At 70.6% G+C, this 12,559-nt stretch carries 12 protein-coding genes and 1 tRNA gene; 8 read left to right on the plus strand and 5 right to left on the minus strand.

All coding sequences use genetic code 11. The annotated features are described in order from the left end of the window. Window positions 1-22: 22 nt before the first annotated feature. The 5 genes from ACQP00_RS42605 (at window position 23) to ACQP00_RS42625 (ending at window position 3,882) form a co-directional block, all read left to right on the plus strand. Window positions 23-238, plus strand: a complete 216-nt coding sequence (locus ACQP00_RS42605; RefSeq protein ID WP_433208075.1) for a hypothetical protein — start codon at window positions 23-25, stop codon at window positions 236-238. Then, a complete protein-coding gene (locus tag ACQP00_RS42610) occupies window positions 235-486 on the plus strand; it encodes a hypothetical protein (RefSeq protein ID WP_433208078.1) in 252 nt (83 codons plus the stop codon). The genes ACQP00_RS42605 and ACQP00_RS42610 overlap by 4 nt, the downstream gene beginning before the upstream one ends. 14 nt (window positions 487-500) lie before the next feature. Next, complete coding sequence (locus tag ACQP00_RS42615) at window positions 501-2,450, plus strand: DUF3987 domain-containing protein (protein WP_433208081.1); 1,950 nt, start codon at window positions 501-503, stop codon at window positions 2,448-2,450. Window positions 2,451-2,548: 98 nt separating this feature from the next. Continuing rightward, window positions 2,549-2,731 (plus strand): helix-turn-helix domain-containing protein, encoded by a 183-nt coding sequence (locus ACQP00_RS42620; protein ID WP_433224193.1) that lies wholly within the window; start codon window positions 2,549-2,551, stop codon window positions 2,729-2,731. Further along, window positions 2,731-3,882: a site-specific integrase gene (locus ACQP00_RS42625; RefSeq protein WP_433208084.1), complete on the plus strand. Its 1,152-nt coding sequence runs from the start codon at window positions 2,731-2,733 to the stop codon at window positions 3,880-3,882. Before ACQP00_RS42620 ends, ACQP00_RS42625 begins: the two co-directional genes overlap by 1 nt. Before the next feature lie 77 nt (window positions 3,883-3,959). Here ACQP00_RS42625 and ACQP00_RS42630 read toward each other — a convergent pair. Beyond that, window positions 3,960-4,031 (minus strand) — tRNA-Val (locus ACQP00_RS42630). A gap of 76 nt (window positions 4,032-4,107) precedes the next feature. Here ACQP00_RS42630 and ACQP00_RS42635 point away from each other — a divergent pair. After that, window positions 4,108-5,148, plus strand: a complete 1,041-nt coding sequence (locus ACQP00_RS42635; protein ID WP_433208087.1) for a TRM11 family SAM-dependent methyltransferase — start codon at window positions 4,108-4,110, stop codon at window positions 5,146-5,148. Here ACQP00_RS42635 and ACQP00_RS42640 read toward each other — a convergent pair. Then, window positions 5,145-6,593 (minus strand): beta-N-acetylhexosaminidase, encoded by a 1,449-nt coding sequence (locus ACQP00_RS42640; protein ID WP_433208090.1) that lies wholly within the window; start codon window positions 6,591-6,593, stop codon window positions 5,145-5,147. The genes ACQP00_RS42635 and ACQP00_RS42640 overlap by 4 nt on opposite strands. Window positions 6,594-6,631: 38 nt before the next feature. On the opposite strand from ACQP00_RS42640, the gene ACQP00_RS42645 reads away from it, so the two are divergent. Continuing rightward, a complete protein-coding gene (locus tag ACQP00_RS42645) occupies window positions 6,632-7,237 on the plus strand; it encodes a TlpA family protein disulfide reductase (RefSeq protein WP_433208093.1) in 606 nt (201 codons plus the stop codon). Here the strand turns inward: ACQP00_RS42645 and ACQP00_RS42650 are convergent. Then, the gene (locus ACQP00_RS42650) at window positions 7,206-8,153 is read right to left on the minus strand and encodes a D-2-hydroxyacid dehydrogenase (protein ID WP_433208096.1); all 948 of its coding nucleotides are present in this window, start codon (window positions 8,151-8,153) and stop codon (window positions 7,206-7,208) included. The two genes, ACQP00_RS42645 and ACQP00_RS42650, sit on opposite strands and share 32 nt — an antisense overlap. A gap of 5 nt (window positions 8,154-8,158) precedes the next feature. Further along, window positions 8,159-9,337: a mandelate racemase/muconate lactonizing enzyme family protein gene (locus ACQP00_RS42655; RefSeq protein WP_433208099.1), complete on the minus strand. Its 1,179-nt coding sequence runs from the start codon at window positions 9,335-9,337 to the stop codon at window positions 8,159-8,161. A 115-nt stretch (window positions 9,338-9,452) separates the two neighbouring features. Between ACQP00_RS42655 and ACQP00_RS42660 the strand changes: the two genes are divergently transcribed. Further along, a complete protein-coding gene (locus ACQP00_RS42660) occupies window positions 9,453-11,669 on the plus strand; it encodes an exo-alpha-sialidase (protein ID WP_433208102.1) in 2,217 nt (738 codons plus the stop codon). Here ACQP00_RS42660 and ACQP00_RS42665 read toward each other — a convergent pair. Then, the gene (locus tag ACQP00_RS42665; RefSeq protein ID WP_433208105.1) at window positions 11,642-12,520 is read right to left on the minus strand and encodes an NADP-dependent oxidoreductase; all 879 of its coding nucleotides are present in this window, start codon (window positions 12,518-12,520) and stop codon (window positions 11,642-11,644) included. The genes ACQP00_RS42660 and ACQP00_RS42665 overlap by 28 nt on opposite strands. Between the last annotated feature and the right edge of the window lie 39 nt (window positions 12,521-12,559).

The following is a 12,559-nucleotide window of genomic DNA, read 5'->3' on the forward strand; positions in this document are numbered from 1 at the left end:
CACCCGACTTGCTATCGGTCTCGTGGCCATCGGCACACTCGTCACGCTCGGTTACGCCCTGGCGTGCTGGATCTGGCCGTTCCGGAACTGCCCGCGCTGCTCGGGCACCGGCAAGCGCCGCTCCCCGTCCGGCCGCGCGTTCCGGCTCTGCCGCCGCTGCGACGGCACCGGCCGCCGGCTGCGCGCTGGCCGCTGGATCTACAACCAGTTCGCCCGCGTCCGCCGGGACGCCCGATGACCAGACACCCCGACTGGTGCGCCCAAGGGCATCGCTGCGGGCTCGGCGAGCACCGGGCCGAGCCGATCGTCATCAACGTTCCCGCGCTGGGCCGGGTGGTCCTGACCCGGGTGCTGGGCACCAACGGCCGCCAGCACGCCGAGGTCCGCCTCCGGCTCGCCCTGGCCGACGCCGAGCCCGCCGCCCGCCGGCAACTGCGCGGCCTGGCCCACGACCTCACCACCGTGATCGAACGCGCCGCACGCTGAAAGGAACGCCCCTCGTGTCCCGTGCCACGCACGACCTGGCCGCCGAGCAAGCCGTCATCGGCGCCGCGCTGCTCGCCCCGCACGTCGTCGCCGACCTGGCCGCCACCCTCGACCCCACCGACTTCCACCGGCCCGCCCACGCGGTGCTCTGGGACGCCCTGCTCGCGCTACACAGCACTGGCCGACCCACCGACGCGATCGCCCTGGCGGCGTACCTCGCGGAAATGGGCGACCTGTCCAAGGTGGGCGGAGCGCCGTACCTGCACACGCTCATGCAAGCTGTCCCGACGCCCGGCAACGCCGGCCACTACGCCGGCATCGTCGCCGAGCACGCCCGCCGCCGCCAGGTGGCGGACCTCGGCGTCCAGCTCGCCGAGCTGGCCGCCTCAGGCGCCGACGTGACCGACGTGGTGGCCGCCGGCCGGGCGATGCTCGACACGGCCACCGCCGGGGGCTGGCCGCCGCTAATCCAGCTCGGCGCCGGCCGCCATCTGCCGCTGTTCCCGGCCGAGGCACTACCCGGCTGGGTCGCCGAGATGGTCTACGGCGTCGCCGAGTTCACCCAAACGCCGCTCGACCTGGCCGGCAGCATCGCCCTCGCGGCGCTGTCCACGGCCGCCGGCGGGCGCGCCGAGGTGGAGGTGCGCGGCAACTGGCGGGAGCCGACGAACCTGTACACCGTCGTCGTCCTGCCGCCCGGCTCGCGCAAGTCCGCCGTGTTCGCGGCCATGACCGGGCCGCTGCTCGCGGCGGAGCGGCACCTCGTGGACCACGCCCGGCCCGCGATCGTGGAGGCCGAGCTCGCGCAGCGCGTCGCGGGCAAGGCCGCCGAACGGGCCGCGAACGCCGCCGCCAACGCCGACGAGTCCGGCCGCGACACCCTGCTCGCCGAAGCCACCGCCGCCGCCATGCAGGCCGACGCGGTGACCATTCCGGCCCTGCCGCAGTTGGTCGCCGATGACGTGACGAGCGAGACGGCCGCGTCCCTGCTGGCCGCACAGGGTGGCCGCCTGGCCGTGCTGTCGCCGGAGGGAGGCATCTTCGCCACCATCGCCGGCCGGTACTCGGGCACACCCAACCTCGAGGTGTTCCTCAAGGGCCACGCCGGCGACATGCTGCGGGTGGGCCGGCTGTCCCGGGCCGCCGAGCATGTCGACAAGCCCGCATTGACCCTTGGGCTGGCCGTCCAGCCCGACGTGCTGCGCGAGATCGCCGGGATGCCCGGCTTCCGCGGCCTGGGGCTGCTGGCCCGCATCCTGTTCGCGTTGCCGGAGAACACCGTGGGCCGGCGGAAGATCGGCGCCGACCCGGTGCCGGCCGAGGTGAGCGCGGCGTACAGCGCCAACCTGTCGGCGTTGGTGCTGAGCCTGGCCGAGTGGACCGATCCGGCCGTCCTGCCGCTCACACCAGAGGCCAACGAGCGCGTGCTGGACATCGAGCGCCAGGTTGAGCCCCGGCTCGCGCCTGGCGGGGCGTGGGCGCACATCGTGGACTGGGGCAGCAAGTACACCGGTGCAGTCGTCCGCGTCGCCGGTCTGATCCACCTCGGCGAGCACCTGCACGACGGGTGGGGCAAGCCCATCGACGCCCTGACCGTCGACCGGGCCGCGATGCTCGGCGAGTATTACGCCGCCCACGCTCTGGCCGCGTTCGACGACATGGGCGCGGACCACGCCACCCGCAACGCCCGGCACGTCCTCGGCTGGATCGAACGCACGGGCTCAACCGCGTTCACCAAGCGGGAGCTGTTCCGGGCGGTCAAGAGCAGCCAGGTTCCCACGGTCTCGGATCTGGATCCGGCGCTCGACGTGCTCGACGCGCACGGCTACGTCCGCCGGCTCGACCCGCCGGCCAGGTCGCCGAAGGGTGGCCGGCCACCCTCGCCGAGCTACCTCGTGCATCCCGAGGTGTATCGGCCGGCGGCCACCGTCCACGCCCTGAGCGAGGTCCGGAGGAGCGCATGACAGAACCGACGCAACTGACACAACGCCTGTCGCGCCGAGGTTCTGTCAGTTCTGGCAGTTCTGTCACCCGCATTTCGACAACGGGGGAAGCCGTCAAGATGCCGTCCAAGGCCCTGTACAAGGTGTCCGAAACCATGGTGGTCCTGAGCCTGAGCCGAACTGTCGTCTACGAGCTGATCCCCGCCGGCCGGCTGCGGACCGTCAAGGAAGGCCGCACGCGGCTCGTGCCGGCCGCCGCCATCGCTGAGTACGTGGCGCTGCTGGAGCGGGAGGCCGCCTGATGCCGAAGCAACGGGAGCGCGGCGAGGGTGCCCTCTACTGGGACGAGCAGCGCCAGCGGTTCACCGCTGAGGTAACGGTCGGGTACACGCCGGCCGGCAAGCGGATCGTCCGCAAGGGGCGCGGGAAGACCAAGACGGAAGCGCGGGCGAAGCTCAAGGAGGTTCTGCGCGACTACGAGGACGGCCTGGCCGTCGGGCCGCTCAACTTCACCGTCAAAGACGCCGTGAAGGACTGGCTGGCCTACGGGCTGAACGGACGCGCGACGAGCACGGTCACGCAGATTACGCAGCTCTGCGAGCGGCACGTCATTCCGGATCTGGGCGCCCGCAAGCTTCGGGATCTCAGCGCGTCGGACGTTGATCGTTGGCTTGCCGCTAAAGCGAAGATTCTCAGCACGAGAAGCTTGCAGAGTATCCACAACTTCCTCAACCGCGCTGTCAAACGGGCGATGGCCCGCGACAACGTGAAGCGCAATGTCGTGGCGTTGTGCAGCGTGCCGAAGGGTCAGCCGGGCCGGCCGTCGAAGTCGCTCACGTTCGCTCAGGCCGAGGCTCTGCTCAACGCCGCTCAGAACGCGCCCCTCGGCGCTTACGTGGTGGTGTCGTTGCTGACCGGGGTCCGGACGGAGGAACTGCGGGCGCTTACATGGGCGCACGTCGACCTTGACGGCCAGGCCGACGCCGACCCGCCTGTGCCACCTTCCATTCAGGTGTGGCGGTCCGTACGTGAAGGTGGAGACACCAAGACCAAGAAGTCACGCAGGACGCTCGCCATATCGGCGCGATGCGTCGTGGCACTTCGGAAACATCGTGACAAAAAGAACGAACCACACCCCGACGATCTGGTGTTCTGCACATCAAGCGGCGCAGAAATGGATCCGGCAAATGTTCGGCGTGGTTTTCGCTCGATTGCGAGGAGGGCCGGCCTTGATGCGGAGAACTGGACACCGCGCGAACTGCGGCACAGTTTCGTGTCGCTGCTCTCCGCCAGTGGGATGAGCATCGAGGCGATTGCGGACCTGATGGGCCACGCCGGAACGCGGGTGACTGAGGCGGTCTACCGGCACCAGCTCCGGCCGGTGCTGCTCGGTGGAGCGGTCGCCATGGACGAGATCTTCGCCGACGACCAGACGGCGCCAACCGCCGGCTGACAGGGTGTTGTCACCCACTTTGCCTACCACCCAACGCAAGAGGGCCTGTCGACGTATCGACAGGCCCTCTGAGCTAGTGGGCGATACTGGGATCGAACCAGTGACCTCTTCGGTGTGAACGAAGCGCGCTCCCGCTGCGCCAATCGCCCCTGCTCGTGGAACTGTACATCACCAGGGGGCGGCGCTGCATCCCGGTACCCCCGGTGTCGGTAGGCTGGGCGGTCTATGGCCCTGTATGCGCTGCTCATCCTGCCCTCCGCCAATCGTGTCTACGCCGAGGCGTCCGTCGAGCTGACCCAAGCCGAGCTCCGAGCGTTCGATCGGGGGGTGCTGGGGAACAAGCTCGCCGCGGTGCAGCAAGCGCAGGTCGGCGGGGTGCCGTACGTGACGTTCGAGGCCGACGAACTCGGCGAGCGGGACGTTGCGGTGCTCGGGAACCTGTCGTCGGTCTACGCGTTGTTCGAGATCGTGCAAGGGGATCTGCTCCGGCCGGTGGAGATGCGGCGGCTCGATCGGTTCGACGATGATTTGATCACCATTCAGAAGTACCAGGGCAAGACCAACGAGCAGTTTACGAAGCTGCTGCTGAACGTCACCCTGCTCGCCTCGGATTGGGCCGGCGAACTGCTCGAGCGGCGGTTCCGGGTGCTCGATCCGCTCTGTGGGCGCGGGACGACGCTCAATCAGGCGTTGATGTACGGGTTCGACGCGGCCGGGGTCGATCGGGATCAGAAGGACTTCGAGGCGTACGCGACGTTCATCCAGACGTGGCTCAAGCGCAAGCGGGTCAAGCACAAGGCCGAATTCGGGCCCGTGCGGCGCGAGCGGCAGGTGGTCGCGAAACGGCTCCGGATCGAGCTCGCCGCCGACCGGGACGATTTCAAGTCGGGGGCCACGCAGCTCTTGGACGTCGTGAACGTCGACACCATGCGGTCGCGGGAGTTCTTCAAGGACGCCACGTTCGACCTCATTGTCACCGATGCCCCGTATGGCGTACAGCACGGCAGCCGCACGGCCGGGAAAGGGCTCGTGCGCAGTCCGGAGGATCTGCTCGCCGAGGCGGCTCCGATTTGGACGCGGCTGCTGCGGCCGGGCGGGGCGATGGGCATCGCGTGGAACACGTTCGTGGCCAAACGGGAGCTTGCCGCCGGGCTGTTGGAGGAGGCGGGGCTGGAAGTGGTCGACGTCGAGCCGTACGGGTCGTTCCGGCACCGCGTCGACCAGGCCATCATGCGCGATGTCCTGGTCGCGCGGAAGCCCGCCTAAAAGACCTCCGGGTCGGGGTGGAACCCGATTCCCAGCAGTGTCCACCGTGGACCGTGGGCGGCCAGCCGGGCGCGGAAGTCGTTCCATTCCCGGGCGTCCTGCGGCGACCAGGCCAATTCGGCTACCGCGGGGAGTCGGGGAAACGTCAGCAGATCGATTTCGGCCACGGTCGCCACGGTCTCGGTCCACAGTGGAGCTTCAATGCCGAGGACCATGGCGCCGGGAATGAGCCGGTCCGGATCCCAGTCATAGGCGGTCCGCGTGGTGACGAGCCCCGCCCAGTCCAATCCGATCGGCGTTTCGCGGGTGTACTTCATGTCGAGGTACACCCGGTCCGCCGGTGACAACACCAGCCGATCCCCCTGCGCGACCGCCGCGAGCACATCCTCGTCGGGCGCGGGACCGTGCCCCCAGTACTGCGCGACCCGCCCGGAAACGGTTCGCGCCGGGCCGATCTGGTGCCAGCCGACGACGGTCTTGCCGAGCTCGCCGACGATCGGCTGCACCCGGTCCAGGAACGCCAGATAGTCCTCGGTGGACGTGCTCTGGGCCTCATCGCCGCCAATGTGCAGATACGGGCCGGGGGTGAGCGCGGCGACTTCCGTGAGCACGTCCCGGATGAAGTCGTAGGTGACGTCCCGGCCGACGGCGAGCGTGCTGAAACCGACGTCGACGCCGGTGTACGCGGCCGGCGCGACACCGTCGGCATTGAGCTCCGGATAGGCGTGCAGGGCCGCATTGGTGTGCCCCGGCATGTCGATTTCCGGCACCACGGTCACGAACCGCGCGGCCGCGTAGTCGACGATCCGCGCATAGTCGGCCTGGCTGAAACAGCCCCCGGCACCGCCCCCGACCTGCGACGCGCCGCCGACCGTGGCCAGCTCCGGCCACTTCTCGATGGCGATCCGCCAGCCCTGGTCGTCGCTCAGGTGCAGGTGCAGGACATTCATCTTGTACCGCGAAATCGCGTCGATGAACCGCTCGACCACCTCGACGCCGAAGAAGTGCCGGGAAACGTCGAGCATCGCCCCGCGGTACGCGAATCGCGGCGCATCGACGATCCGCCCGCCCGGCACCGTCCAGGGCCCATTCGCGGCCGGCAGCAGTTGCAGCAGGGTCTGCACGCCGTAGAAGAGCCCGGCCTCGGTACGGGCCCGAACGACCACCCGTTCCGCGTCGACCACGAGTTCATAACCCTCATCGCCGAAATCACCGAAGTCGCCGGAATCGCCGGAATCGCCGTCGAGCCGCAGCGAGATCGCGGACTGCGGCCCGCCCTCGACAATGGGCAGGGCAAATTCGGTGGCGGCCCGGAGCGCCGAAGCGAGATACGCCCCGACGCCCGCCGAGTCGGAGCTGATCACCGCGTCGGCCGAGAACGTAAAACTGACCCCGGAGGCGGGCTCGACGCGGGCCGGGACGGGCACGACCGTAATGTCGTTCATGCCCAGATCATCGCAGGAAATCGGGAGGTGCATCGACCTTGTCCACCCGCCGCCGCCTCCTGGCAGGCACGATCGTCGCCGCCAGCATGATGGTGGCCTGGTACCTGCGAGAGACGAACGACCCGCAGGACGGTGCGGCGCGCCCCTCCGCCACCGCGCCGCTGAGCTTCCCGCCGGACGGGCGCCCGGTCGTGCCGGACCTGACCGGCCGGCTCCTCGACGACAGCGCGTTCCGCCTCGCCGACTGGCGCGGCTCCGTCGTGGTGGTCAACTTCTGGGCGTCCTGGTGCCCGCCCTGCAACGACGAGGCCGCCGACCTGCAGGCCGTGGCCGCCGCCACCGGTACCCTCGGCGTGCGCGTCCTGGGTGTGAACGTCAACGACGACCGGGACGCGGCCGAGCGGTTCGTCGCCACCTACGGCGTGACGTACCCGAACCTGTTCGACCCGACCGGCGAGATCCCGCTCGTCTTCCCGGCGATCTCACCCCGCACGCTGCCGAACACCGTCATCGTGGACCGGACCGGCAAGGTGGCCCTGGTCGCCCGCCGGAAGATCGGCCGCGACGAGCTCGAGTCCGCCGTCCGCACCGTCGCCGCTGAACCGGCGGCGGCTACGACGGGCGGAGGTCGGACCGGGCGATGACGTTCAGCATCGGGGCGCCGGTGACGAAGTTGCGCAGGTTGGTCAGGAACAGGTCCCAGATGCGGTCCAGGTAGTGGGTGCTGCCGCTCGAGCCCGAGATGTGCGCCGTCACGATCGTGTTCGGCAGGTCCCAGAACGGGTCGTCCGCGGGCATCGGCTGGCGGTAGTGGTCATCCAGCGCCGCCCCGCCCAGGTGGCCGTTCCGCAAGGCGGCGAGCAGTGCCTGTTCGTCCACCACGCCGGCACGGGCCGGGTTCAGCAGGAGGGCGCCGCGCGGGAGGAGGGACAGGGCCTCCGCGTCGACCAGGCGCCTGGTGCCGGCCGTCAGCGGCGTGGTGACGATCAAGGCGTCCAGCCCCGTGTAGAAGTCCCGGTGCTCGCTCAGCTCGAAAGTCCTGGCCGGGGTCGGTGGCTCGACGGCGTTGTAGCGCGGGCCGCGGTCCTTCACCCCGCCCCGCGTCATGACCCAGATCTCCAGGCCCAGCAGCGAACAGTGCCGGGCCACCTCGCGGCCGATGTTGCCGTAGCCCAGGATGCCCACGCGGCGGCCGGAGAGCTCCGACTGGAAGACCGGGCTCCGGTTCCACTCGTGCGAGCGCTGCGCGGCGAGCATGCCGGGGAAGTCGCGGTACAGCGCCAGCAGCATCAGCACGCACCACTCGGCGATCGGCTTGTCCTGGACGCCGCTCGCGTTCGTCACCAGAGCCGTGACGCCCTCGGCCTGGGCGTAGCCGTGCGAGCCCAGCTGGAGCCATTCCAGGGCCGGTAACGGCGGGCAGCGGTCGGCGAACAGCACCGTGGTCGACGGCGGGACCGGATCGTCCGGGCCCAGGCACGTCACCTCCGCGCCGGGGGCCACGGCGGACACCTGCGGGGCATATCGAGCAGCGAGCGGCTGCGCCAGGACGATGTGCATCGCGGTCAGCTTCGCATCAGTTTGCCGGGGACGCTGGAGAACTCCTCGGCGCCGGGGCGGAACGGGTAGCGGTCGCGGATCGAATGGGGCAGGTGGACGCCCAGGCCGGGGGTGTCCGGGCGGTGTACGACGCCGTCGTGGACCTCCAGGGTCCAGAGCTCCGTGTGCAGCGGGCCGGCCGCCGGCGGGAGCTCCACGATCAGGGTGTTCGGGCAGGCGAAGGCGGCGTGGACGTTCTGCATGACGCCGATGCCCGCCGACCAGGCGTGCGGGGCCACCCTCGGAAAGTGCGCCGCCACGCGGACGAAGGCGTCGATGCCGAGCCAGGCGGCGTCCGGCTGGGCCACGTCGAAGGTGTAGCCGGTGAACTCGGCGTAGCTGGTCAGCTGCTCGCCGCCCGCGATCGGGATCGGGCCGCCGCACAGTTCGGCGTAGCCCGCGAGGTCGTCGTAGGGCAGGGGTTCCTCGAAGAACACGAGACCGTACGGCGACAGCGCGTCCATGACGTCGCGCGCGGTCGAGACATGCCAGCGGGCCGCGCCCTCGCGGTGGCCCATGTGGCCGTCCAGCAACAGGTTGACGTCGAACGCCGCGTGGACCCGGGAGACCTTCTCGACCTCGGCGTCGACGCTGAACTCCAGTTCCTCGCGGGTCGTGGAGTCCAGGTAGCCGGACGAGAGCTTGACCGCCGAGAAGCCCAGCGAGCGGTAGAACTCCACCTTGCGCAGCAGGTCGTCGAACGGCCAGGGCGAGGGGCCGCCGGTGGCGTAGGCCGGCAACGTCGAAGGCGCGGTGGCGGCCAGCAGGCGGTGGACCGGCAGCCGCAGCAGCTTGCCGGCCAGGTCCCACAACGCGCCCTCGATGCCGGCGAGGACCGCGGCGCCCAGGCCCACCCGGCCCCAGAACTGGAAGCAGGTGCGCATCCGCGCGACCAGCGCGCGCACGTCCAGGGTGTCCGGCTCGAACGGCTCGGCGTGCAGCAGGATCGGCCGCAGGTAGTCGACGACCAGCGGCACGCTCTCCGGGAAGAAGTACCCGGCGTAGGTCTCGCCGAGGCCCGTCTCGCCGGTGTCGGTGACGAGCTCGATGAAGGCGGCGCTGCGGCTCTGCTTGAACACCGACAGCCACGGGTCGTCCGTGCAGGGGCCGGTCAGCAGGACGGTTCGGACCTCGGTCAGGCGCACGCCGCCACGGTGCTTGGAACTGCGTTCCATGTCAAGCACGGCCCCGATTGACATGGAACGACAAGCGTCTTAGCGTCCGCATGAAATGGCGTTCCATGTAGACGGGAGTCGCTTCATGCCACGTTCCGGGTTCATCGGTGGGGCCGCGGCCGGATTCGCCCTGGCATTACTCGCGGTCGGGGTGGCCGCCAATCCGAGCACCGTCACCGTCACGCGGGCCGGTGGGTCGCTCCCATTGACCGGCGACGAACTCGTGTCCGGGGACGGTGGCGCGCCGGATCAGTTCGCGGCCGGGAGCGGGTCGCACTGGAACGTGCTGAACTGGGGGCCCGGGTCGCTCGCCGCGGTGCCGGCGTCGTACGGGCTGGACAGCGTGGACGGCACCGGCCGTACCGTCAAACGGCTCTTCGTTTCTTCGCAGGCGAATCCGGACGTGGGGACGGCCGCGAGCGTGGTGAACATGTCGACGTCCGACGATTCGGGACTGTCGTTCCCGACCACCCGGCGAAACTATCCGACCACCGCGCTCAATATGGTGCGGCGGCCGGACGGATCGCTGCTCGGCATCGACTTCATCCCGGAGTGGGCCGACACCGCGCACACGCGCGTGAATCTCATCGTGCACACGTCCGAGGACGGCGCGAAATGGACGACGAGAAAGGCACCGCTCACCATGCCGCCGGGGATGCCGCTCGGGCCGGTGTCCAACGGGCTGCGGGTCCATAGGGCGCCACTGGTACTGCAGGACGGCACCATTCTCCAGCCCGCCTACACGGTGCTGGCCGGGACCAGCCGGCAGATCTCGATCGTGCTGCAGTCCACGGACAACGGGAAGTCGTGGACGTTCCGCTCGCAGATCAGGAGCGAGAACACGCCCGGCACGAACGAGGTCGGGTGGAGCCGGACCAGCGACGGGCGGCTGACCGCGGCGCTGCGCACCACCGACAACCCGGCGCGGCTGGTGCAGTCGTTCTCCGGCGACGACGGGCGCACCTGGAGCGAGCCGGTCCCGCTGCGCGGCCCGGACGGCGTGCAGGTCGTCGGCATCTACCCGGACCTCGTGCTGCAGCCCAACGGCACGCTGCTGCTGTCGACCGGCCGGCCGGACGTTCGGGTCCTGACGAGCTTCGACGGCACCGGAACGAAATGGGATACTCAGCAGACGGTGTTCGCGAATTACCCGTCGACCGGCAACAACGGGCGATACGACGGCACCAGCGGCAACACGAGCCTCGAATCGGTGTCGGCCAGCCGATCAGTGCTCTTCTACGACCAGTGCGCCGTGTGGGGCTGCGGCGCGTACGACGAACAGATGGGCATCAGCGCGCAGTACGTCGCGGCGGTCACCCCGGGCACGGGGCGCATCGACGTGATGAGCAAGCTGCTCGACGGCAGCGCGACCCTGAGCGGAACGTTCCGGAAGAGCCGGTTCCCGGAGACGCGGCCGCAGGGAGCGTTCGACGGCAGCTCGTCCCCCAGCGCCGCCGCGGTGCTCAGCAAGGACATGGTGCTGAAGCTCGACCGCGCGTACGCGGTGAACCGGATCGGGCTCATGCTCGGCAACGGCCAGCCGCAGACCGCCACGGTCCAGCTGTCCGCCGACGGTGAGCACTGGTCGGCGCCGGTCGTCAACGCGGCCGGGCGGCGCGACTGGGCGCTGCGCTACACCGACTTCCCGGTGCAGCAGGCGCAGTACGTCAAGGTCACCGGGGCCGGCACCACCGTCACCGAGCTGGAGGTGTACGCCGCCGGCATCGACACGTTCGAGAACGAGAAGCCGTTCGCGGTCCCCCGCGGCTGGCGCGACGCCGAGCACGCCTGGGTGACCGACGTGGCGGCCAACGTGGCCTACGGCGAGTTCGGCGGCGCCCACAGCGCCACCGCCCTGCGCCTGTGGGACAAGTGGACCGACGACAACGCCCGCATCACCCGCTCCTTCCCCGCCGCCGGGCACACGAGCGCGGCGATGCAGTGGGGCTACGCCGACGGCCGGACGAAGTTCACGATCGGCCTGGGCCAAGGTACGAGCGGCGCATGGTCCTTCGCCATCGTCGCCGGCGCCGGCGCGACCACGCCCCAGTCGGTGCAGGTCTTCGACGGGAAGGCCTGGACGAGCCTCGGCTCGCTGAGCGCGGTCGTGCCCGCCCGCACCTACGTCCCGGTCACCCTCGACGCGGACGCGACCACGGCCACGCTCACCGTCAACGGCCAGCGGTTCACCACGACGACCCGCTCCGGCGCCGCGACCACGTTCGACGCGCTGACCCTCACCACCGGCGACCCCGCCGAGTACGGCGGCGCCTACTACGTCGACGACGTGTCCATCTCGTAGGCGATCTTCCCGCGCCGCGAGGTGGTCTCGAAGGCCCGATGAGCGTCGGCGGCGGCGCTCATCGGGTACGTCGCCTGCAGCGGCACCCGGATCCGCCCCGCCTCGGCCAGCCCGTGATGCCCGGTCGGCTCCCCGGCCAGCTCCCCCATCGAGATCGCGACCCCGAGCCCGGCAGCGGCGAAGTCGGCGATGGTCAGCACGTGCGCCGGGTCGCCGGTGGCCGCGATCAGAGGCATCAGCCCGGCCCCGGCGGTGTCGAGCACACGGTCGAACCGCCCGGAGATCTCTCTGGGCACCGGCGAGGCGCCCAGCGATTCCACCAAAGCCGCGTCCGCGGAACTCCCGTACACCGTGAGCCCCCGCAGGACCGCCAGCTGCACCGCGATGCTGCCCACCCCACCGGAGGCCCCGGTCACGAGCAGCCGCATCCCGGGTGCGACGCCCAGCCGGTCCAGGGCCCGCGTCGCCGTCTCCAGGCTCGTCCCGGCCGCCCCCGCCTCGGCCCACGGCATCGCGGGAGAGCGCCGCGCCCAGTGCCGCAGCACCGCGAGGGAGGCCGTCGCGCCCCCGAGCGCGGCGAGCGGCACGATCCCGAAGACCTCGTCGCCGGGAGCCCACCCGGTGACGCCCGGCCCGAGCTCGTCGATGACCCCGGCCGCGTCGACGCCGGGAATGTGCGGCAGCGCGATGCGGGCCACACCTCGGCCGGCCCGGAGGTTGACGTCGACCGGGGACACGCCGGCCGCGCGGACGCGGATGCGCACCTCGCCCGGCCCCGGGTGCGGGTCGGGCGCCGCGGCGACGTGAAGGACATCGGGCGGCCCGAACCGCGCGAACTGTACGGCCTGCATGCGGGCTACCGTAGGCCCGGAAATCGGATGCGCACCGGA

Source organism: Dactylosporangium sp. CS-047395 (assembly GCF_050942185.1).
Lineage (GTDB): Bacteria > Actinomycetota > Actinomycetes > Mycobacteriales > Micromonosporaceae > Dactylosporangium.